Source organism: Actinomadura sp. KC345, from assembly GCF_004348515.1.
Lineage (GTDB): Bacteria > Actinomycetota > Actinomycetes > Streptosporangiales > Streptosporangiaceae > Spirillospora.
Map to the genome: position 1 here is coordinate 1 of NZ_SMKH01000061.1, position 23,550 is coordinate 23,550.

The window sequence follows — 23,550 nt, forward strand, 5'->3', positions numbered from 1 at the left end:
GACCAGGAGCGATCGACGCCGCCTTACGAACCCGCCCGGACCGCCGCCAGAAGCGCAGCCCATTCTGGTCGTGTGAATTCCAGGATCGGGCCACGGCCATTTTCCTTGGAGTCGCGGACTCCTACGGTCTGGCGGTCGGTGGCCAATGCTATTTCGACGCACTCGGCACCGGCTTCGCTGCCCTGGGCCTTGCGCCAATGGGAGTAACGCTTCCTCATTCACCGGATCCCGTCTGCTTGATCAGCTGATCCGCCACTTCGTTTAGCCTGGCCAGGCTCGCCTCGGGGGAGAGGGCGGCCCCGCTGAGGTGATCATACCTCCGTGTATACCGCTCGACGTCTTGCGGTTCGATGTGGACGATGTCCGCTGTAACCGTATCCACAACCGTCATTGGAGGATCATCCGCGTCCGGGAAGGTGTAGAGGAAGAACGGGACGGTGGGTAGCAGGTACCCCTGGACTCTGACGTCCACCGGCAGGAGCTGCACGGTCAAGTGCGGTGCTTCGGTCACCGCCCGGACGATGTGACGTACCTGTGCTACGAAGATCTCTTCGGGGACGATGATGCGGCGAAGGACCACCTCGTCCAATATGAAGTCATACCTTGGGCCGTCAGGTCGCAGGATCTGCTCTTGTCGACGCAGCCTTGCTTTGGTCATCTTGGCGGGCGCGAAGTCGGTCGAGCCTTCGGCCTTCGCAAGGTCGACCATGGCCGCGATCATCTCCGGGGTTTGCAGCACACCGGGGATGGAACTAGGGCTGTAGCCGCGGATCGTTTCGGCGCCGGACTCGATGTCCGCGTAGAGGCGCTGACGGGGACCCATGGCATCACCGTACGTGTCCCACCATCCCCTTTCAGTGGCAGCCGTAGCGAGACGGATCATTCTCGTCCACTGATCATTCGGGACTCCGAGTGCGTCGAGGATCTTGACGACATCGCCGACGTCGGGGCGGCCGTAGGCGTTCTCCAGGCGGCTGATCTTCGTGCGTGAGTAGTGGATGCGCTTGGCGAGTTCGTCCGCCGTCATCTCGCGCTCTTCGCGAAGCGTGCGGAGTTCGGCTGCGAGTCGATGCCGTCGCACGAACGGGCTGACCATGATGACCCCCGGGGAGTGGGAACGTGACGATCCAAGTACCGTATGTACATGAGTGCGAGCCCTACGGCGAGAAAATGAACGGGTGGTCAGCCCGAACACGGCCACACTTTCATACCGAACACGCTCGTATGTCCCTGGACAATCAATCGATCGTGTCTCAATCGCTGGAACGACGCGCACCAGTTCATTTGCCGCCAGTCCTCTGACCTGGCCGTCTATCCGACGTTTTCGGATCGGCCGTCTGTCCGACTCGCTCGGACGGACGGTACCCTCGCGGTCCACCACCGTCATGCGGCGCACTCACTCCAGGTCGGGTGCGATGTGTTCGGTGTTTGTAGTGTGCCGTCTTCGTGGGTTCAGTTCTTACGGGCAGATAGTCGCGGCCGACGAGAGACCCCCAAACATCCCGTGGTCTCTGTACCGGCCGCCGCCGAGGGGCCCGGCAGTTCAAGGCAGTCCCTCGGCTGTGGCCTTCGAGTGCCACGTCAGTCACGCCGCTCGACCGCTGATCTTCCCGTTGGCCGTTTCCGATCACAGGCATTAAGACGCGTCTTGCCGTGCCTCAAGCCACTCCCGGGCGAGGGTAGCGGAGTCTTCGATGAAGTTTTTCAGTTCCGCCTCATCGAGGTCGGCCTCTAGAATGAGTGCCAACAGCAAGTGGAATTCTGTGCGCACCAGGGTCACTTGGTCTGCATCGAATGGTGGCCGACCATTGTAGGTGTCGTCGCCGAGCGTGTACCTGATAAGGCCCTCAGCTACGCGTGGATCCAGTTCCGCTGCACCTTCACCGAGGTTAAGGCGAAGGTCAGCGACGTAGCGGATCACCTGCGGGAATGTATAGGTCGGTGAGAACTTGATTCGCACCGCCTTGGTCAGCGCGTAGTAGGTCAGGAGTGAAAACCCAGACTGGACCTCGCCCTGAAGTCTCTCCCCGTACCTTTCCAGCCATATGTCAGGGCCATCGACAAGGAACGTGCGCAACGCAGCCACGTGCATGTCGCTGATTGTGATGGTGGGAGTGGCAGTCATTCTGGCACCCGATCTGATTGTCGGCTGTGTCAGCCGATGTGCTCGTCAGCCTCGGCGCGCGCCTTCACTAGGAAGGTTTCGAGTTCAGCGTCAGTGAGATCGGCCTCCGCAGTCAGGGCAGCCAGCAGAAGGATCTTTGTACCAAGAAGCGTCTCGCCATCGACGTCTTCGCCTATCGATCCCTTGCCCAGGGCGTGAAGAAGGACTTGTTCGGCGACACTGGGGTCGAGTTGTTCGGCGGCGATGGGATGTGCGGAGCGCTGATACGCGATGAACTCGATGATCTCCGCCTCTTCAGCCACCTGGTCGTTGACGATGAATTTTCGGTCAACAGCTTCAAAAAATGCGGCGGTGACGAGAGCAATGTAGCCGGCCTGTTCCTCTTCCGTCTCCAGTTGGTCCAGGCGGCGTTCGTGCTCGTCCATTCGCCCCGCGAGTTGAGCGCGGAGTGTGGCGACCTGGTCATCGGTTATCGGCATTTTCGCTCCGTCTCATCGACTTGTAGCTCCGGTAGCCTTGCATTATCCCGCCGACGACGACTGCGGCGACTACTATTCCGCTGCTGACTGGATCGGTCGGATTTCCGCTCTGAACCTCAGGCCGATTTGCGCTGGTGCCAGCACTGGATTCCGTCTTTCCCGTTGGTGGCGGTTTCGTTTGGAAATCCTTCACGCCTTTTATGATCTTTTTTGTGGCGTCGAACGCGGTGTTGACTCGATCGTAATTTTCCCATCGGTTCCGTCGGCCCTCCTCAGGGTCCGGGTTTCGGTCGGCGGGGTCATCTTCTGGAGGTGTCGGGTCGGGGCGATCGGCTATTCCGATCCGGATGGGCTCGGGTAGGTTGCGGTATTTGTCCGGGTCATAGTCCGCAGTGCGCGGGCTTTCAGGTTGGCCTTCGGTATTCGTACCATGGTTCTCGAGTTGAGTGCCCGGCGTCCGGTCGTTGAAGTGGATGACCGGGGATGTCCATCGTGTGGGGCCTTCTTCCGTGGCCGGTGGCCAGGCGACTTGGATCTCCGGTGGGTTCGGCGGTTGCGGGTTGTCGGGTGCGCGGGCCGGTTCCTCGGCGGGCTGTCCCGACTCGGTGCTGCCGTCCTGCTGATCGCCGGGGGCGGGCTGGTCCTGCGGAGCCTCTTCGTAACCGCTGGGATCGTCCGCTCTCCGCTGCCGCTGCTCGATGCCAGGTTCTTGGCGGGTCTCGGTGTCGTCGGCTATGGGTGTCTGGTCGTCTTGCCCGGAGAGCGGTGGACGGTCCTGGTCCTCGGGTTCCCCGGCTTGTGCGTCCCGAGGCTCGGGAAGGTCGCGCTCATTCGGTGATTCAGGACTCTTCTCCGGGGTCGCCTGGGCGCGGGGCTCCTCGCGGCGTCCGTCAGATTGCCCGGTCTCCCCGGCGGCCGGTTGGGGCTCGCCGACCTCGCCATCGCCTTGGACGGTGTGCGGGGTGGTCGGTGTGTCCGGCCTCTCGGTGGTGGCTGGGTCGTCGGTGGCTTCACCGCGTCGTTCGGTGCTGGTCTCGGGGGAGAGTTCGCTGGTTTCCGCTGTGGACGGCTGCTCGCCGAGGCCGTCCGGCCGCGCCTCTGCGGTCTCCCGCTCGCGCTCGTCGCTTTCGAACCCGGTCTGGCCGGTCTCCTGTGTCGCCTCCGCGTCCTTCGGCTCGGCCTCCGTGTTGGCGCCCTCGGCGGAGGGCGACTCGGCCGCTTCCTTCTCGGGGGCGGTGCCCTGCTCGCTGCCGGTCTCCCGCTCGTCGGTCTGCTGGGTTTCGGCTCGGCGGGCCTCTTGGGCTTCGCGGGCGGCGCGGAGGCTTTCGAGGCGGGATGGCTGGCCCGGCGATCCCGGCCGGTCGGGTGGAGGGGCCGGTGGATTGTCCCGGGGCGGTGATTGCTCGGCGTTCTCCGTGCGGGTGTCGGTCCCGCTGGTGTTCTCGACGCCCACGCTTTCAGCCCTTTCCGCCGGGGGACGGAGTCCTGCATATTCGCGATCAGCCTGACAGTGGACTTATCGCCCTTTTCGGAACATGTCGGACGAGGAGATGTGCGGGGACGACATCCCTTGTGCCGCCGTCCATGTAATCGCGAGCGTTCAGAATTTGCACGTTCGGCATCTGGACGTTCGTGGATGCTCTGGCGAGTCGACTGGCATGCCATGTGCTGGACGCGTTCTTCGTGCACATCGCAGGGGTTCTCGTGGCGCTGTATGCGTAGCGGCGGGACAAATCCAAAGGATGGGGAGGCGGGCTGACCGGCGCTGGGGTGTCGCCTGGGTCCACTGGAGCCATTCGGCGTGGGCGAACGGTTCCGACGCGTGAACGTTCACCTGCGTCGCGTTTCGGGGGCCGGCCGTCCCGGCGTCCGACGTTCGGCTCCGGGGCGTGCGAATCGATGGTCTGACGTGGGGTTTCGTGGGTGCACAGCGGTGCGCGCCGTCACCATGAACACGCACGATGACGAACCGGCCACTACGCGCTGAGGAAAACCGATGTCGTACCCGATACCGCTGATGCCCGGCCCCGCGACCACGCAGCGCTGGCGGCGCGCCTTCCCCGGCGAGCCCGTCCAGGCCCGCGCCGCCCGCCGCTTCACCGCGACGCTGCTGGACGGCTGCCCGCAGCTCGACGAGGTGCTCCTGGCCGTCGACGAACTCGTCGTGAACGCGCTGCGGCACACCAAGTCCGGGCAGCCCGGCGGCGCTTTCACCGTCGAGATCACCCGCTCGGGCGGCACGGTCACCGTCGCCGTCACCGACGAAGGCGGCCCGTCCGAACCCGTCGCCGCTGATGCGGGAGCCGACGACGAGTCCGGCCGCGGGCTGCGGACCGTCTCCCTGGTCGCCGCCTGCTGGGGGTGGTTCGGCAACGACCGGTCTCGTACGGTGACCGCCCAGTTCGGCTCCGCCCTGGGCGAGGCCGCATGAGCGGCGCTCGCGATCTGCACGAATGGACCGCCGCCCAAGTGTGGTGCGCCCTGACCGCCGCCATGCGCACCGATCCGCGCGCTCTCGACCGGCTCGCCGAGGCCGCCTCCGGCTCCCTCGATCCGCACAGCGCGTTCTTCCTACAGCACGCGCGGACGCTGACGCTGGCGACGTCCGCGGCGCTGACCGGCGTCCTCACCATCCACCGGTACGGGCGGCATCCTGACGACCGCCCTGTCTGCGCGGCCTGCGGCATCGGCCGCTGCCGCACGGTCCGCGGCGTCTCCGATGTCCTCGCCGCCTACCGGCTCCGCGAATCCGGTGCCTGGACCCTGTGGCCCGCCTGCGACACCGACACTCTGACGTCCCGGTACCACGAGTACAGGCGCGGCATGCTCTGACCGGCCGTCGTGGCCCGCCTCGGCGCGGGGACGGGCAAATCGGGGAAGCCATCGATCGCGCGACGAGCGTTGACGGACTGCGGGTGGTCCGGTGCCTCTGGAATGATCGTGAAATGTCCGCTGAGGAGCTTGTGCCGGGCCTGGTCGCCGCTGCCCGTGCCGCCTTCGAGCAGGTCCGCCAGAGGCACCCGGACGAGACGTTCTACTGCTACGCGCTGTTGACGAACGAACTCGCCCAATACGTCGCGCCGACGTGCATGTCCGAGGAAGGGCTGACGCGGGTGGCGCGCGAGTACGCCGAGAGGTCCGGGGCGCCACTGGAGCAGGAGGCCGGTGAACTGCGCTGGTCCGCGGCGGACTCGCCGCACCACCTGCTCGGCGACGAGCACTTCGACCGCGTCACGGACGCGCTGTACGGCCGGGACGACCCGTGGGAACTCGACGGCGACGCGGTGAACGCCGAGGTCGATGCCCGATTCGAGGCGTTCTTCCGGGCGCTCGTCCTGCTGGACGAGGAGGGGTTCTTCGGTCATGGCGCGGAGCGCGAGCGGGTGGTCGTCAACGTGCTGGAGGGCGACCAGAGCGACCGGAGCATCTTGGCGAACGCGCAGCGCCTCAACCCGCCCGCGGCCCTTGAGCGCCTGGCCGCCGACCTGGCCGTTCCCGAGCCGATCGGCGACCCCTCCACCCTCGGCCCTGCGGGCGCCTACCAGGTCACCGGGCTGGCGTACGCGGGACGCGCCGGCCTGCTGGTCGCCTGCGGCTCCGGTGGGGAGCTGTACGCATGGGACGTGGACGGTCGCCGCGAGGTCCTCTCGACCGCTCACGACACGGCCTACTGGGAGACCGCGATCTCGGCGGACGGGCGCGTCCTGCTGCTGAACGACCGCAAGAGCGTCCGCCGCGCCGAACTCCCCGGCGGCGCGGCTCAGGACATGGGCATGGGGAAGGTGTGGTGCATGGACCTCTCACGCGACGGCGCCACCGTGTTCACAGGCGGGGACGGGGGCGTCCGGGCGTACGCCGTCGGCACCGGGCAGGCGCTGTGGCGGCATGGCCGGTCCACGTCCGGCCTGCGGCTCTCCGATGACGGGACGCTCCTCACGCTCTCCACGTCCGGCAGGGTCCGGGCCGTGGAACTGCTGGACGCGGCCGACGGGACACCGCACGGGGAGCCGGTCCGTTTCCCGCAGGGCGCAGACCCGCGCCTGGCCTGGTCGCCTGACGACCGCATCCTGGCCGTCGGGGAGTCGCGCCTCATCCGGCTCTGGCGGCGTCACGAGGACGGCGTCACCGACGGAGTGACGCTCGGGCCGCCGCCGTCCGGGGAGTCCGGTGTCGTCGACGAGATCGCCGACATGGCGTTCTCCCCCGACGGGACGCTCCTGGCAGCGGCGCACACGGGCGGCGACGTTCACGTGTGGGAGGTCGCAGGCGGCCGGCACCTGCACAGGCTGCGGGGGTGGCAGGAAGCGATGTGCGCCGTCACCTTCCTCGACGATCGCCGGCTGGCGGCCGCGGGCCGGGACGTCGATTCGGGCCCCCCGGTCTACGTCTGGTCACTCCCTTCCCAGCGGCGGTGACCTGCCTGACCGCCACGGGCGGTCCAGCGACCGCGATCGGCACATCGTGCACCGATGAGCGCACCGACGGCCAGGCAGAGGCGGTGACACGGGCGGACGAAGAGAGCCCGCGTGCCATTGGCCGTGGTGGGGTCTGCTGGTCACCACCGGGTGATGAGAGTCGTGTCGTGTCCGTGCTGCCGCCAGGCGTCGGTGATGCGGGCGAGACGGGCGCGGGCGGCGATGCCGTGCACGGTCGCGACCTTGCCGCCCGCGATGTCGAACGCCACGACGCCCACGACCTGGTCGCCGAGCGCGAAGAGGAGGGCGGGGGAGCCGTTGACGGGCGCGAAGTGGACGGCGGGCGTGCCGCCGAGCCGCCGTTTCGCGAGCGCGGGTCTGAAGCCGGCCTGCGCGATGGCGGCGATGCCCTGCGGCGTGTCGTAGCGGAGCAGCTTCCCGGTCAGGCCGGCGCCGTCGGAGATCGCGGTCGCGTCGTCGGTGAGCAGCGTCATCAGCCGCTCGGTGCGGCCCGAGGAGGCGGCGGCGAGGAACTCCTCGACGATCCTGCGGGCGGACACGGGGTCGACGTCGCCGCCGCGGCGACGCGCGGCGGTGATGCGGCGCCGGGCCCGGTGGAGGTGCTGCTGGCTGGTGGACTCGGTCATGCCGAGGATCCCGGCGATCTCGGCGTGGCTGTAGGAGAACGCTTCGCGCAGGAGGTAGACGGCCCGCTCGGGGGGCGACAGGCGCTCCATGAGAGTCAGCACGGCCAGGGAGACCGATTCGCGCTGCTCGAAGGTGTCGGCCGGTCCGAGCATCGGGTCGCCGTCCAGAAGCGGTTCGGGCAGCCAGGCTCCGGCGGTGCGTTCGCGGCGGGCCCGTGCCGAGCGGAGCCGGTCCAGGCACAGGTTCGTGACGACCTTGGTCAGCCATGCTTCGGGCACGTCGATCCGCCGCCGGTCGGCCCCCTGCCAGTGCAGGAAGGCGTCCTGGACGACGTCTTCGGCGTCGGCGGCCGTGCCCAGCATCCGGTAGGCCAGCGAGGCCAGCCGGTTCCGGCTGGCCTCGAACCGGTCGGCGTCGAAGCGGTCGGTGGCGGTACCGTCCACGCGAACAACCTAGGCGGTGGCCGGCGTCTCAGCGGGCGCGGCGGCCGCGCCCGGCGCCGCGGTCAGGCGGCGCCTGCGCTTCGGCAGGAAGAAGGTCGGGTGCGAGGTGCCCCACAGCGCCCCCCTTTGAATGCCCTCCTTGACCCGCACGGCCTTCCGGCCGCCCATGTACCTCGGCTTCACCTGAGCCGCATCGTCGATGAACTGCAGGATCCCGTCCCGCCTGCCGAGGCTGATGGCGTTGTACCGGTAGAGCAGCCTGATGTTCGCGATCTCGCGGCCGGTGAGGCGTCCCACGATCGCCCCGATGGCCTGCCGGCCGGTGTAGCCGGCCGAACCGCAGTTCATCGGCAGCGGCCGGCCGTTGTCGCCGAGGACGTGGACGCTGTCGCCGACGGCGTAGACCTCCGGGTGCGAGACCGACCGCATGGTGCGATCGACGACGATCCGGCCGTCCTCGGTGACCGTGAGACCGGCGGCGGCGGCGATGGGGCCGACCGCGAAACCGGCCGTCCACACCGTCGCGTCGGACGTCAGGACGGTGCCGCCGGCGCACCGCACCCGCGTGGCCTCGACGGCTTCGACGGTGGTGTGCTCCAGGACGGCGACGCCCAGCCGGTCGCAGGCCCGGCGCAGGTGGCCGCGGGCTCCGGCGGAGAGCCGGGCGCCCAGCTCGCCGCGGGCGAGCAGCGCCACCGACAGGCCGGGCCGGGACTCGGCGAGCTCGGTGGCGGTCTCGATGCCCGTGAACCCGTCGCCGACGACCAGCACCCTCCCGCCTCCGTCCCGCCTCTCCAGGCCGTCCAGGTGCCGGCGCAGGCGCAGCGCCGAGGGACGGGCGGCGACGTCGAAGGCGTGCTCGGCCACGCCGGGGACGGCCTGGTCGGCGACGTGGCTGCCGAGCGCGTAGACGAGCGTGTCGTAGCCGACCTCGCCGCCGCCGCCGGCGTCGGCCACCGCGACGGTCCGGCGTTCGGGGTCGACGGCGGTGACACGGGCCAGGCGCAGCCGGATCCCCGTGCCCGCGAAGACGTCGGTGAGCTTGGGAGCCTCGATCTCCCGGCCGGCCGCCAGCTGGTTCAGCCGCTGCCGCTGGACGAAGTCCGGCACGGCGTTGACCACTGTGATCCCGGTGTCGGCCGGGGACAGCCGGCGGGCCAGGTTCCCGGCCACGTAGGCCCCGGCGTAGCCGGCGCCGAGGACGACGATGCGGTGCTTCACGTCCTGCTCCTCTCGGTTCGTTCCGCCCTTTGCGACCTGAGCGGGGCAGCGTCCCGATTCCTGACAGGAACTTGTTGTGGCATGGGTCACAGCGCGGCGGCGATCGCGCCGTGAACCGGTCGCCCGGTGTCTCGCCTTGACGAAGATTCCTCGGCGTCACCGGTGAGTTCCGTACATTGGCGTGGTCTACGTCGGTGTAAGCGTTGCCGGCAACGGCGTTCCGTGACAGCCCGACATGAGGAGGCACCAATGCCCCAGTACTTCCTGAGCCTGCCGCACGACTCCGAAGAAGAGCCGACGATGGCGACCATGGACCCCGCCGAGCTCGAGGAGACGATGGCGAAGGCCGGCAAGTTCATCTCCGACCTCCAGGAGCGGGGAGCCCTGGTGGCCGCCGGCGGGCTCCAGCCGCCCTCGACCGCCAAGACCGTGGACGGCACCGGCGATGCGCCGGTCGTCAACGACGGCCCGTTCGTCGAGGCGGCGGAGTACCTCGGCGGATTCTGGGTCATCGAGGCGGACGACGAGGAAGCGGCGATCGAGTGGGCGACGCAGGGCGCGGAGGCGCTGGGTGGCCGGATCGAGGTGCGGGCCCTGCAGGAGGTGCCGGAGCAGCCGTAGGAGGCGTGCCGGAGTCTCCCCCTACGCGAGCGGGACGACGTGGGGGGCGATGCTGGAGAGCTTCTCGCAGGTCTCCTCGTATTCGCGGTCGGGGGTGGAGGCACTGACGATGCCGGCGCCGGCGCGGAGCCAGGCGTGGCCGTTCTCGCTGTAAAGGGCGCGCAGGACGAGGGCAGAGTCGAGGGCGCCGTCGTGGGAGACGGTGACGACGGCGCCCGAATAGAGGCCGCGGCGCTCCTCCAGGCGGGTGATGGCCTCGATCGCGTCCGGCTTCGGGATGCCGGACGCGGTGACGCCGGGGAACAGGGCGTCCAGGGCGTCCCATGAGGTGCGGCCGGGGGCGAGGACGCCGCTGACGCTGGAGCCGAGGTGCTGGACGCTGCCCCGCTCCTTCACGGTCATGAAGCCCGTGACCTGGACGGAGCCGGGGTCGCAGACCCGGTACAGCTCCTCCTGGGAGGTGCGGACGGAGACCGCGTGCTCGTAGATCTCCTTGGGGTCGGTCTCCAGGTCGTGGCGGGTGCGCGCGTCGTCGGCGGTGCCGAGTCCGAACGCGCGGGTGCCGGCGAGGGGCTGGGTCATGACGCGGCCGGAGGCGTCGATGCTCGCGAGTACCTCGGGGCTGAAGCCGGTGGCCTGGAGGCCGCCCAGGTCGAGCAGGAACGAGCGTGCCGGGGTGTTCGCGCGGCGCCCGCGCACGTAGGTCGACACGACGTCGACGGGGTAGGGGATGTCGAGCCGGCGGGAGACGATGACCTTCTGGTAGCGGCCCGCGTTGATCTCCGCGACGGCTTCGGCGACCCGGGCGCGGTAGGGGGCGCCGCCGCCCCGGACGTCGACGGGTGACGGGGCGGCCACGGGCGGTGCGGCGGCGTCGGTCAGCAGCTTGGCGACGTGTTCGGTCTCGGCCGGGTCGACGCCGGTGACGGTGGCGCGGCCGTCCTCGATGCGGACTTCGGTCCGGGGGACGATCAGGTGCGCCAGGCGTCCGGCGGGGTGGGGAGCGGCGAACTCGAACGCGATCCAGCCGTAGGCGTTCCAGGCGGGGAGCGGTGCCTCGGCGAACGTGTCGCGGAGCGCGTCGGCGGGCCGTCCCGTCCAGGTCCGGCCGAGCGGGGGGCGGCCCGGCCAGCGGGCGTGGACGGTTCCGGCGTCGAGGACGACCTCGGCGAGCGTGCCGCCTGCGAAGGTCCACCGGCCGGAGCCCTCGTACACGACGTGGTCGTCGAACAGCCCGGATCCGGCCAGCCGGGCCATGAGCCCGAGCGGGTCCGAGGTGCACTCGACCACCAGCTCGGCGGGTTCGGCATCAGTGCGGAGACCAGAGGACAAGACGGCCAACTCCCTTTCGCGGGCCGGGGGGCGCAAAACTTAGGTAAGGCTAACCTTGTGTGATTTTCATAGGCAAGGCTAACCTAACCGGCGGTGGCGAAGCCGACAACGAAAGAGTTGAGCGTGCAGGAGCAGACGACGGCGGCACGGCGACGCGAACTGATGCGGCGGATGATGGCCGAGCGGGGACTCGGCCCGGACACCGCGGGGCTCACCCCGAGACCGGCGGGCGGGCCCGCGCCGCTCTCGTACGCGCAGCAGAGCATGTGGCTGCACCACCGGACGTTCCCGGACAGCCCCGCCTACAACGTCTGCCTGCTCATACGCATGTCCGGCCCGCTCGACGCGCCCGCGCTGCGGGAGGCGCTGCGCGGGCTGATCCGGCGGCACGCCGTGCTCCGGACGACCTACGCGGACCGGGAGGACGCCGGTCCCGTGCAGATCGTCGGGGACGACGACTCGCTGGAGCTGGAGCCCGCCGACTGCGCGGACGCCGGCGGGCGGGCGGCGGAGCTGGCGGCCGTGCCGTTCGACCTGCGGAGCGAGCGGCCCCTCCGCTTGGAGCTGCTCCGGCTCGGCGAGGACGAGCACGCGCTCGTCCTGGTCGTGCACCACATCGCGTGGGACGGCATGACGTGGGGCTCCCTGTCGCGCGACCTGTCCGCCCTCTACCGCGCGGCCGTGACGGGGGAGCCGGATGGGCTTCCCGCACTGGAGGTCCAGTACGCCGACTACGCCGAGTGGGAGCAGCGGCGGCCGGTCGCCGAGGACGACCTCGCGTACTGGCGGGCCCGCCTCGACCCGCCGCCCGCGCCGCTCGACCTCCCCGCCGACCGTCCGCGCGGCGCCGCGGTGTCCGAGCGCGGCGGACGGCGCGCACGGGTCTTCGACGACGCCGTCACCGAGGGGATGAAGAAGCTCGCCGCCGACGAGAACCTCACCCCGTTCATGGTGATGCTCGCCGCCTACGCCGTCCTGCTGCACCGCTACACGGGCGCCGGCGACGTCGCGATCGGGTCGGCGGTGATGAACCGGGAGCACGCCGCGGTCGAGCGGCTCGTCGGCAACTTCGGCAACACCCTCGTGCTGCGCACCGACCTGACGGGCACGCCGACGTTCCGGGAGGCGCTGCGCCGCACCGGCCGCACGTGCGCCGAGGGCTTCGCGCACCAGGCCCTGCCCTACGACCGCATCGTCCAGGAGCTCCGCCCGGCCCGCGCACGCGGCCGCTCCGCGTTCTTCGACACGATGCTGCTGTTCCTCGCCCAGGAGATCGGCGAGCTGGACCTGCCCGGCATCACGTCGAGCTGGACGCACGTCCACAACGGCACCACGCACTTCGACCTGTCGCTCGAGGCGTTCGTCCGGCCTCAGGGCATGACGGTCGAGGCCACGTTCCGCCGCGAGCTGTTCGACGACGAGCGCGTCGACGCGCTGCTCGGCCACCTGGAGACGCTCCTGGCCGACGCGCTGGCCGATCCCGACCGCCCGATCGGCGCCCTCGGCATCATGGACGGGGGCGAGCACGCCCTCATCGAGGCCGCGAACGCCACCGGCCGCCCCCTTCCGGACACGAACGTGGTCGCGCTCTTCGAGGAGCAGGCCGCGCGGACGCCGGACGCGACGGCGATCGAGTGCGCGGGGGAGTCCCTCAGCTATGCCGGACTGGCCGAGCGGTCGTCGGCGCTGGCGGCGGAGCTCCGCGCGCGCGGCGCCGGGGCGGAGAGCGTCATCGCGCTCGCTCTGCCGCGCACGCCCGACCTGGCCGTGGCACTGCTCGGCGTCCTGAAGGCGGGAGCCGCGTACCTCCCGCTCGACCTGGACCATCCCGCCGGCAGGCTCGCCTACATGCTGGACGACGCCGGGCCCCTCTGCGTGATCGTCGCGAACGAGACGGCGGGCCTGCTGCCCGAGACGGCGAACCTCCTCGTCATCGACGACCTCGGGGGGAACGCGCCGGCGGCCCCGCCCGCCGAACCCCGTGGGGACGACCTCGCCTACGTGATCTACACCTCCGGCTCGACCGGGCGTCCCAAGGGCGTGGCCGTCCCGCACGGCGCGCTCACGAACTTCCTGCTCACCACACGTGCGCAGCTGGACCTGGACGCGGGCGACCGGCTCGTCGCGGTGACGACGATCGCGTTCGACATCGCCGCCCTGGAGCTGTTCGCGCCGCTGATCAGCGGTGCGACCGTCGTCCTCGCCGGCCGCGCGGCCGTCCGCGACCCGGCCGCGCTCGCCGCGCTGCTGGCGGACGCCACCGTCGTGCAGGGCACCCCGTCGCTGCTCGGCACGCTCGACCCCGCCGCGCTGAAGGGGCTGCGGGTGCTGGTCGGCGGTGAGGCGCTGCCCGCCGCGCTCGCCGAGTCCCTGGAGGCGTCGGCGTCGCTCGCGACCAACATGTACGGGCCGACCGAGGCGACGATCTGGGCCACGTCCGCGGACCTGCCCGCGTCCGGCATCGGCACCCCGTTCTGGAACACCCGCGCGCACGTCCTGGACGCGTCGCTGCGTCCCGTGCCGCCGGGCGTCCCCGGCGAGCTGTACCTGGCGGGCGCGCAGCTCGCCCGCGGCTACGCCGGCCGCCGCGGCCTGACGGCGGAGCGGTTCGTCGCCGACCCGTACGGCCCGCCCGGCTCGCGCATGTACCGGACGGGCGACCTCGCGCGGCGCGGCCGCGACGGGGCGATCGAGTACCTCGGCCGCACCGACGACCAGGTGAAGATCCGCGGGTTCCGGATCGAGCCCGCCGAGGCCGAGGCCGTGCTCGCCGCGAGGCCGGGCGTCGCGCAGGCCGCCGTCGTGGTCCGCGAGGACCGTCCCGGCGAACCCCGCCTCGTCGGCTACTACGTCCCCGACGGCGGCCCCGGCACCGAGGGCGACCGGGCCGAGGCGGCGCTGCGCGACGCGCTCGCCGGCGCGCTGCCCGAGTACATGGTGCCGTCCGCGCTCGTCGCCCTGGACGCGCTGCCCCGGACGGTCAACGGCAAGCTCGACCGCGCCGCGCTCCCCGCCCCCGAGGCGGAGGTCTCGGGCCGGGCCCCGCGCGACGCCCGCGAGGCGGCGCTCTGCGCGATCTTCGCGGAGCTGCTCGGCGTCGAGGGGATCGGCATCGACGACGACTTCTTCGCCCTCGGCGGGCACTCCCTGCTGGCCACCCGCGTCGCCGCCAAGGCCCGCGCCGTCCTCGGCGGGACCCTGTCCATCGCGGACGTGTTCGAGGCGCCGACCGTCGCCGCGCTGGCGCCCCGGCTGGCGGGAACCGACACGGTGCGCGTCCGCGACGTGGAAAGGTCGGAGACGGTCCCGGCGTCGGCGGCGCAGCGGGGGCTCTGGCTGGAGGAGCGCCTGCGCGGCCCCTCCTCCTCGTACGCGCTGCCGCTCGGGCTCCGCCTGGACGGCCCGGTGGACGAGGCCGCCCTGGACGCCGCGTTCGCCGACGTCGTCACCCGCCACGAGGCGCTGCGCACCCTGCTCGTCGAAGGGCCGGACGGCCTGCCCGTCCAGCGCGTCCTCGGACCGGAGGTCCCGGTGCGCCTCGCCGTCGTCGACGCGCGGGCCGAGACCCCGGGACGGCGTGCCGCCATCGAGCGGGACGCCGCCGCGCACGCCTTCGACATCGGACGCGACCTGCCGATCCGCGGCACGCTCATCCGGACGGGCGACACCGGATGGTCGCTGATCCTGCTGCTGCACCACGCCGCCGCCGACGAATGGTCGTTCACGCCCCTGCTGGCCGACCTCGCACGCGCCTACGAGGCCCGGCGGGACGGACGCGAGCCCGCCTGGGAGCCGCTGCCCGTCCAGTACGCCGACTACGCGGCCTGGCAGCGCGAAGCGGCACCCGACACCACCGCCCAGCTCGACCACTGGGCGGAGGCGCTCGCCGGGCTGCCCGAGGAGACGGTCCTGCCGTTCGACCGGCCGCGCCCCGCCGAGGCGAGCCACCGGGGCGGCCTGGTCCCGTTCCGGCTCCCGGCGGCCGGCGCGCGGCGGCTGGCGCGCGACACCGGCACCAGCGTGTTCATGGTCCTGCACGCCGCCGTCGCGGCACTGCTGCAGCGGTCCGGCGCGGGCGACGACATCGCGCTCGGATCGCCGATCGCGGGACGCGCCGACGAGGACCTCGCCGAGCTGGTGGGCGTGTTCGTCAACCCGCTCGTCCTGCGCACCGACCTGTCCGGCGACCCCTCCTTCGCCGAGCTGCTCGAACGGGTGCGCGCCGCCGACCTCGCCGCGTTCTCCCACGCCGACGTCCCCTTCGAGCGGGTGGTCGACCGGCTCGCCCCGGAGCGTTCGCTGGCCCGCAGCCCGCTGTTCCAGGTGATGATCGTCCACCAGCGGCTGGACGACGTGCGGCTCGCGCTGCCGGGTGTGCGGGCCGAGCCGTTCCTGCCCGAGACCGGCGGTGTGAAGTTCGACCTGGACCTGTACTTCGCCGAGGGCGCCGACGAGGTCGAGGGGTTCGCCGCGTTCGCCGCCGACCTCTTCGACGCCGCGACCGTCGAGCGGCTCCTCGGCGGCCTGGACGCCCTGCTCGCCCAGGTCGCCGCCGACCCGGGACGGAGGCTGTCCACGCTCGGCGCCCCCGTCGAGCACCCCGACACCGCCGTCGAGCTGCCCGTGCGGACGGTGGCCGCCCTCGTCGAGGAGCAGGCCGCGCGGACTCCCGACAGGACCGCCGTGGTCTTCGGCGACACCGCGCTGACCTACGCCGAGCTCGATCGCCGCGCCGAGGCGCTCGCCGACCGGCTCGCCGCCGCCGGCGCGGCCCCGGAGGGCGTCGTCGCGCTCGCCCTCCCGCGCTCGGACGAGTTCGCCGTGGCGCTGCTCGCCGTGCTCAAGACGGGCGCCGCCTACCTGCCGATCGACCTGGAGTACCCGCCCGCCCGGGTGGAGGCGATGCTGGACGCCGTGCGGCCGCTCCTCGTCCTCGGCCGGGACGAGCCGCCCCGCGACGCGCCCCGCCGCGCACGGCCCGAGATCCGCCCCGATCACCCGTCGTACGTCATCTTCACGTCCGGTTCGACCGGGACGCCCAAGGCCGTCGTCGGTACGCAGGGGGCGCTCGCCAACCGGCTCGCCTGGGGCGCCGGCCTCGCCGAGCCGGGGGTCCGCGTCGCCAAGAGCTCGCCCGCGTTCATCGACGGCACGACCGAACTGCTCGGCGGCCTCGCCGCGGGCGACACCGTCGTCGTCGCCGACGACGCGACCGCCGCCGACGCCGTCGCGCTCGCCGCCTTCATCGAGCGGCACGGAGCCGGGCTCGTCACGCTCGTCCCGAGCCTGCTGTCGGCACTCGTCGAGAACGGGCCGCCGCCGTCCGTCACGACCTGGATCAGCAGCGGCGAGGCGCTGCCCGCCGCGCTCGCCGAGCGGGTCCCGGCGAGGCTGGTCGACCTCTACGGGTGCTCGGAGGCCGCGGGGGACAGCCTCATCGCGGAAGGCGGGGGACTGCTCCCCATCGCGAACACCCGCGCGCACGTCCTGGACTCCTCGCTCCGCGAGGTCCCGGTCGGCGAGCTGTACCTCGCGGGCGACGGGCTGGCCCGCGGCTACCTGGGGGACCCGGCCCGCACCGCCGAGCGGTTCGTGGCGAACCCGTTCGGCCCGCCCGGCTCCCGCCTCTACCGCACCGGCGACCGGGTGCGCCGCCGCCCGGACGGCGGGCTCGACTTCCTCGGCCGCGCCGACGCGCAACTCAAGATCCGCGGCTTCCGGATCGAGCCGGGCGAGGTCGAGGCCGCGCTCGCCGCCCAGCCCGGCGTCCGGGCCGCGGCCGTCGCCGCGCACGGCTCCCGCCTCGCCGGATACGTCGTCGGGGACGTCGACACAGGGGAACTGGACGAGCGCCTCCGCGCGCTCCTGCCCGACTACCTCGTCCCCGCCGACCTCGTCGTCCTGGACGAGCTGCCGCTCAACCCGAACGGCAAGGTCGACCGGCGCGCCCTGCCCGAGCCGGGACGCCCCGCCGCCGGGCGGCCGCCCGCCACCGGGCCCGAACGCGTCCTCGCCCGCCTCGCCGCGTCCGTGCTCGGCCGCGGCGGCGTGGGCGCCGACGACGACTTCTTCCGCACCGGCGGGGACAGCGTCAGCGCGGCCCTCCTCGTCGCCCGCGCCCGCCGGGCCGGGCTGTCGTTCACCGTCCGGGACGTCTTCCGGCTCCGGACCGTCGAGGCCCTCGCGAAGGCGGCCGCCCCACCGGCTCCGGAGAGCGCCGCTCCAGATGGTGCCGCCCCGGAAACCGGCACGCCGGGCGAACTGCCGCTCTCGCCGCTGCAGGAAGGCCTGCTCTTCCACTTGATGCTCGCCGGTGAGGGCCGCGACATCTACGTGCAGCAGGCCGTGGTGACACTGTCCGGGCCGGTCGACCCGGACCGGATGGCGGACGCGGTCCGCGCCGTCCTGGAGAAGTTCCCCAACCTCCGCGCCGGATTCCGGACGGACGGAGACCGTGCCGTCCAGTTCGTCCCCGAACGGTTCGACGTCCCGTGGACGCATGCGGAGGTGCCCGCCGACGAACTCGAAGCGTTCGTCGACGCCCAGCGCGCCGAGCCGTTCGACCCGGCCGAACCGCCGCTGATCCGCTTCGCCCTGGCCAGCCTCGGCGGCGGCGACCACCGCCTGATCCTCACCTCCGAGCTGATCCTGCTCGACGGCTGGTCGGGCGGCCTGCTCGTCACCTCGCTGCTCGGCGCCTACACCGACGCCGCCGCGGAGGCCGCCCGTCCCGTGCCGGACTTCCGCGCGTTCCTGGACTGGGTCAACGGGCGCGACAAGGCCGCCGCCGTGGAGGCGTGGCGCCGCGCGCTCGACGGCTTCGACGAGCCCGCCCTCGTCCGCCCGGGGCTGGTCGACCGTCCCGCCGACCTCGCGGCGGCGGGGGAGGTGCACCGCCCGCTGCCGCCCGGACTCGCCGACCGCCTCGACGCCGCCGCCCGGGACCGGGGCGTCACGCCCGGCACGCTCTTCGAGACCGCGTGGGGCCTGGTCCTGATGGGCCTGACCGGACGCGACGACGTCGTGTTCGGCGCCTCCGTGTCCGGCCGCCACCCGGACGTGGACGGTGTCGAATCCATGGTCGGCCTACTGTTCAACACCATCCCGGTCCGGGTGCGGGCCGCCCCGGCGGACGCGCTCGCGTCCGTTCTCGACCGCGTCCAGGCCGCCCGGTCGGAGCTGTTCGACCACTCCTTCGTCGCGCTCGCCGACGTGCAGCGCGCCACCGGGCTCGGCACGCTGTTCGACACGCTGTTCGTCTTCCAGAACTTCCCGGGCATGCCCACCGGCCGCGGCTTCGGCCCGGACGGCGACCTGCGGGTCCTCGGACGCGAGGTCCGCGACGCCACCCACTACCCGATCACCATGGTCGTCGAGCCGGGCGCCGGACTGCGCGTCATGTACAGGGGCGACGCGTTCACCGGCGCGGAGGCCGAACGCGTCACCGACCGGTACGTGCAGGTGCTCCAGGCGCTCGCGGAGTCGCCCGAGACGCCGTGGCACGGCCTCGACCTGCTCGTCCCCGAGGAGCACGACCGCCTGCGGCGCGAGTGGGACGAGGCCCGCCGCGACGTCCCGGAGCTGACGGTCGCCGAGCTGCTCGCGGAACGCGCGGCGGAGCGGCCGGACGACCTGGCGCTGGTCTCCCTCCCCGGCGTCCGCCTCACCTACGGGGAGCTGAACGCCGAGGTCAACCGGCTCGCCCGCCTTCTGCTCGCGCACGGCGCCGGACCCGAACGGGTCGTCGCGCTCGCGCTGCCCCGCTCCGCGCGGATGGTCGTCGCGCTGTTCGCCGTCCTGCGCACGGGCGCCGCCTACCTGCCGCTCGAACTCGACTACCCGGCCGACCGGCTCGACTACATGCTCCAGGACGCGGACCCGGCCTGCCTCGTCTCGCACCGCGACATCGCCGCCGGGCTCACCTGTGCGGGCACGACACTCGCGCTCGACGACCCGGACACGGCCCAGGCCCTCGCGGACCTGCCCGGCGACGACCTCGCCCCGGAAGAACTGCCAGGTTTCGCCCCCGGCGCGCCCGGCCGCCTGGACCACCCCGCCTACGTCATCTACACCTCGGGCTCGACCGGACGCCCGAAGGGCGTGGTGACGCCCTACCGCGGCCTCACGAACATGCAGTTCAACCACCGCGCCAACATCTTCGACCCCGTCGTCGAGTCCGCGGGGCGCCGGCTGCGCATCGCCCACACCGTGTCGTTCTCGTTCGACATGTCGTGGGAGGAGCTGCTCTGGCTCATCGAGGGCCACGAGGTGCACGTCTGTGACGAGGATCTCCGCCGCGACGCCGAAGCGCTCACCGCCTACCTCCGGCAGCACGGCATCGACGTCATCAACGTGACCCCGACCTACGCCCAGCAGCTCCTGGACGAGGGCCTCCTGGACGGCGAGCACCGGCCGCCGCTCGTCCTCCTCGGCGGCGAGGCCGTCCCGACGTCGGTGTGGGACCGCCTCGCCCAGGCGGACGGCGTCCTCGGCTACAACCTCTACGGACCCACCGAGTACACCATCAACACGCTCGGCGGCGGCACCGAGGACAGCGCCACCCCGACCGTCGGCAAGCCGATCTGGAACACCCGCGGCTACGTCCTCGACGGGCGGCTCCGTCCCGTCCCGCCCGGCGCCCCCGGTGAGCTGTACATCGCGGGAGCCGGCCTCGCCCGCGGCTACCTCGGCCGCGCCGCCCTCACCGCCGAGCGGTTCGTCGCCGACCCGTCCGGCCCGCCCGGCTCGCGCATGTACCGGACGGGCGACCTCGTCCGGGTCCGCGAGGACGGCAACATCGACTTCCTCGGCCGCACCGACGACCAGGTCAAGATCCGCGGCTACCGCGTCGAGCTGGAGGAGGTCGAGACCGCGCTCGCCGCCGAGCCCGGCGTCGGGCAGGCCGCGGTCGTCGCGGCCGAGACCGGGGTCCCCGGCGTGAAGCGCCTCGTCGGCTACCTCGTCCCGGACGGCGCGCGCGAGGGCGCCGCCGACGAGCAGATCGCCGAATGGCGGCAGATCTACGACGCCGAGTACACCGAGGTCGGCACCGTCGTCCACCAGGAGGAGTTCGCGGGCTGGGACAGCAGCTACGACGGCGCCCCCATCCCCCTGGACGACATGCGGGAATGGCGGGAGACGACCGTCGAACGGATCCGCGCCCTGCGTCCCCGCCGCATCCTGGAGATCGGCGTCGGCGCGGGCCTCATCCTCACCCGCCTCGCGCCCGAGAGCGAGGAGTACTGGGGGACCGACTTCTCCGAGCCCGTCATCGCGAAACTCCGGGCCGACCTCGGCCCGGACTCCCCGGTGCGGCTGAGCCACCGGCCCGCGCACGACACCGGCGGGCTGCCCGAAGGCCACTTCGACACCGTCGTCGTCAACTCGGTCGCGCAGTACTTCCCCGGCCCCGGCTACCTGCGGGACGTCATCGGCAAGGCGATGGCGCTGCTCGCGCCCGGCGGCGCGCTGTTCCTCGGCGACGTCCGCGACCTGCGCACCGTCCGCTGCCTGCACGCGGCGATCCAGCTGGGACGCGGCGGCGGCGACCTGGACGCGGTCGAACGCGCCGTCCGCATGGAGAAGGAACTGCTCCTCGACCCCGCGTTCTTCACCGCCCTGGACGGCCCCGCGCGCGTCGACGTGCTCACCAAGCGCGGCACCCGCCACAACGAGCTGACCCGCCACCGCTACGACGTCGTCCTCTGGAAGTCCGTGACGCCCGCTCCGGAGACACCGGTCATCGACTGGAGCGGCCTGGACGATCTGGAGGCGAGGCCGGCGGGCCCGCTGCGGGTACGCGGCATACCCGACCCGCGCCTGTCCGGGGAGGTCGCCGCGCTGAACGCCCTCCGCGAGGGGGCGGCGCCGGACGAGGCCCGCGCGATGCTCTCCGCGACGCCCGGCGGGATCGAGCCGGAGACGCTGCACGCGATGTGTCCGGACGCCGTCCTCACGCCGTCCGACCGGATCGGGCATTACGACGCCGTGTTCGGCGGCGGAGCGGCCGCGCTCGCGCCCGACCCCGGACGCCCGCCCGCGTCCTACGCCAACGACCCCGTCGCCGCCCGCGACCACGGCGTACTGGCCGGGCGGGTCCGCGAGGCGCTCAAGGCGCGGCTGCCCGGATACATGGTGCCGAGCGCGATCATGACCCTCGACGCGCTGCCGCTGACGGTCAACGGCAAGCTCGACCGCCGCGCCCTCCCCGACCCGGGTCAGGACAGGACGCGGCGGGAGGGATGCGGGCCGGGCCGCGCGCCCCGCACGCCCGTCGAGCGGCTGCTGTGCACGCTGTTCGCCGAGGTCCTGGACGCCCCCGGAGCCGGCATCGACGACGACTTCTTCGACCTCGGCGGCCACTCCCTGCTGGCGACCCGGCTCGTCGGCCGGGCGCGCAAGGTGCTCGGCGCCGAGCTGGCGATCCGCGACCTGTTCGAGGCGCCGACCGTCGCGGAACTGGCCGGGCGCGTCCACCGCGGCGCCGGCGCGGCGGCCAGGCCCGTCCTGGAACCGCGGGACCGCCCGGAACGCGTGCCGCTGTCGTCCGCGCAGCGCCGCCTGTGGCTGCTCGACCAGCTCCTCCGCGAGGACGACGGGCCGCGCGGCGCCTACCACCTGCCGCTCGCCGTCCGGCTGCGCGGCGACCTCGACCTCGCGGCCCTCGAAGCCGCGGTCGCCGACGTCACCGCCCGGCACGAGAGCCTGCGGACGGTCTTCGCCGAGCACGACGGCGTCCCGTACCAGCGGATCCTCGGCCCGGAGGACGCGCGTCCCGTCCTTGAGGTGGCGACGTGCCCGCCCGAGGACGTCATCGCCAGGCCGTTCGACCTCGCCAAGGAGATCCCGCTGCGCGTCGCCGTCTTCCCCGAGGGGGAGCGCGAGCACCTGCTGCTCGCGGTGTTCCACCACATCGCGTTCGACGAATGGTCGTTCGGGCCGTTCGCCCGCGACGTCGCCGAGGCGTACACGGCGCGGCTGGCGGGGGAGGCGCCCGCGTGGGAGCCGCCCCCCGTCCAGTACGCCGACCACGCGCTGTGGCAGCGGGAGCTGCTCGGCGACCCGCTCGACCCGGGGAGCGTCCACGCCCGGCAGCTCGACCACTGGGCGCGGGCACTGGCGGGAGTCCCGGAGGAGATCCCGCTTCCGGTGGACCGGCCGCGGCCCGGCACCGTCGGGCAGCACGGCGGCACGCTGACCGCCGACCTGCCGGCCGGTCTGGCGCGGCGGCTGCGCGGTGTCGCGCGCGACTCCGGGGCGAGCATGTTCATGGTCTGCCAGGCCGCCGTCGCCGCGCTCCTGCACCGTACGGGCGCGGGCGACGACATCCCGCTCGGCAGCCCCGTCGCCGGACGGACCGAGGAGGCCGCGCGGGACCTCGTCGGCTTCTTCGTCAACACGCTCGTCCTGCGCGCCGACGTGTCGGGCGACCCCGCGTTCGCCGAGCTGCTCGCCCGCGTCCGCGAGGCCGACCTCGCGGGCCTCGCCAACCAGGACCTCCCGTTCGAGGCCGTCGTCGAGGCGCTGCGGCCGCGCCGCGTGCCCGGACGCAACCCGCTGTTCCAGGTGATGGTCGGGTACGAGAACCAGGGGGTCGGCGACGTCCGGTTCCCCGGGCTCGAACAGCGCGAGGCGCTGTTCGGGCCGGGCGCGGCGAAGTTCGACCTCGACTTCATCTTCCGCGAGGCCGGCGGGACGGACGGGATGCGGCTGATCGTCGACTACTCCGCCGACCTGTTCGACCGCAGCACGATCGCCGCGCTGGCGGACGGCCTCGTCGCGCTGCTGGAGGCGGTCGCCGCCGACCCCGGCGTCAGGGTGAGCGCGCTTCCCGCCGTGCCGACCGCCCGCGCCGTGACCGCCGGGACGGCCCCGCCGGCGGGCGGGGCGGAGGCGAGGCGCGGAGACGACCGGGAGGCCGTCCTGTGCCGGATCTTCGCCGAGGAACTCGGCGTCCCCGAGGTCGGCCCGGACGACGACTTCTTCGACCTCGGCGGCCATTCGCTGCTCGCCATGAAACTCGTCCGGAGGATCAGGAGGGAGCCCGGGTGCGAATCCGCGAAAATCGCGGCCCTGATGGCCGCGCCGACCGTGGCGGGATTTCTCGCCCGATTGCGGTGAGCCCGATTGCGGTGGGCCTTTCCGTGAGGCGGCTCATACCCCCGGACCCATTGCATGGTTAGGTGAGCCTAACCTAAGATCTCGGTCGGAAACTCCATTGTGGCTCCCCCTGAGAAATGTGGAAGGACACCGGTCCTTATGCGCAC

12 protein-coding genes are annotated in these 23,550 nt (G+C 72.3%); 5 read left to right on the forward strand and 7 right to left on the reverse strand.

Translation table 11 applies throughout. The annotated features are described in order from the left end of the window. Positions 1-214: 214 nt before the first annotated feature. The 4 genes from E1281_RS13065 to E1281_RS13080 form a co-directional block, all read right to left on the reverse strand. Complete coding sequence (locus E1281_RS13065) at positions 215-1,096, reverse strand: helix-turn-helix transcriptional regulator (protein WP_131877787.1); 882 nt, start codon at positions 1,094-1,096, stop codon at positions 215-217. 540 nt (positions 1,097-1,636) lie between these two features. Beyond that, complete coding sequence (locus tag E1281_RS13070) at positions 1,637-2,092, reverse strand: hypothetical protein (RefSeq protein ID WP_131877789.1); 456 nt, start codon at positions 2,090-2,092, stop codon at positions 1,637-1,639. Between the two features lie 62 nt (positions 2,093-2,154). Continuing rightward, entirely contained in the window at positions 2,155-2,550 is a 396-nt protein-coding gene (locus E1281_RS13075) for a hypothetical protein (protein ID WP_165958899.1), read from the reverse strand. A gap of 37 nt (positions 2,551-2,587) precedes the next feature. Then, entirely contained in the window at positions 2,588-4,057 is a 1,470-nt protein-coding gene (locus E1281_RS13080; protein WP_131877793.1) for a hypothetical protein, read from the reverse strand. A 543-nt stretch (positions 4,058-4,600) separates the two neighbouring features. On the opposite strand from E1281_RS13080, the gene E1281_RS13085 reads away from it, so the two are divergent. From E1281_RS13085 to E1281_RS13095, 3 genes are all read left to right on the forward strand, one after another. Further along, positions 4,601-5,035, forward strand: a complete 435-nt coding sequence (locus tag E1281_RS13085; RefSeq protein ID WP_131877795.1) for an ATP-binding protein — start codon at positions 4,601-4,603, stop codon at positions 5,033-5,035. Next, on the forward strand, positions 5,032-5,436 hold the full coding sequence (locus E1281_RS13090; protein WP_131877797.1) for a hypothetical protein: 405 nt from the start codon (positions 5,032-5,034) through the stop codon (positions 5,434-5,436). The genes E1281_RS13085 and E1281_RS13090 overlap by 4 nt, the downstream gene beginning before the upstream one ends. 113 nt (positions 5,437-5,549) lie before the next feature. Beyond that, positions 5,550-7,019: a DUF4303 domain-containing protein gene (locus tag E1281_RS13095; protein WP_131877799.1), complete on the forward strand. Its 1,470-nt coding sequence runs from the start codon at positions 5,550-5,552 to the stop codon at positions 7,017-7,019. A gap of 140 nt (positions 7,020-7,159) precedes the next feature. On the opposite strand, the gene E1281_RS13105 is transcribed toward E1281_RS13095, so the two are convergent. Together E1281_RS13105 and E1281_RS13110 are read right to left on the reverse strand one after the other, a co-directional pair. Continuing rightward, positions 7,160-8,110 (reverse strand): sigma-70 family RNA polymerase sigma factor, encoded by a 951-nt coding sequence (locus E1281_RS13105; RefSeq protein WP_131877803.1) that lies wholly within the window; start codon positions 8,108-8,110, stop codon positions 7,160-7,162. A gap of 9 nt (positions 8,111-8,119) precedes the next feature. Beyond that, complete coding sequence (locus tag E1281_RS13110) at positions 8,120-9,331, reverse strand: FAD-dependent oxidoreductase (protein ID WP_131877805.1); 1,212 nt, start codon at positions 9,329-9,331, stop codon at positions 8,120-8,122. A gap of 249 nt (positions 9,332-9,580) precedes the next feature. On the opposite strand from E1281_RS13110, the gene E1281_RS13115 reads away from it, so the two are divergent. Further along, positions 9,581-9,952, forward strand: a complete 372-nt coding sequence (locus E1281_RS13115; protein ID WP_131877807.1) for a YciI family protein — start codon at positions 9,581-9,583, stop codon at positions 9,950-9,952. 21 nt (positions 9,953-9,973) lie between these two features. Here the strand turns inward: E1281_RS13115 and E1281_RS13120 are convergent, their stop codons facing one another. Beyond that, positions 9,974-11,284 (reverse strand): salicylate synthase, encoded by a 1,311-nt coding sequence (locus tag E1281_RS13120; protein ID WP_279433611.1) that lies wholly within the window; start codon positions 11,282-11,284, stop codon positions 9,974-9,976. A 123-nt stretch (positions 11,285-11,407) separates the two neighbouring features. Between E1281_RS13120 and E1281_RS13125 the strand changes: the two genes are divergently transcribed. Further along, a complete protein-coding gene (locus E1281_RS13125; protein WP_131877809.1) occupies positions 11,408-23,404 on the forward strand; it encodes a non-ribosomal peptide synthetase in 11,997 nt (3,998 codons plus the stop codon). The last annotated feature ends 146 nt before the right edge of the window (positions 23,405-23,550 follow it).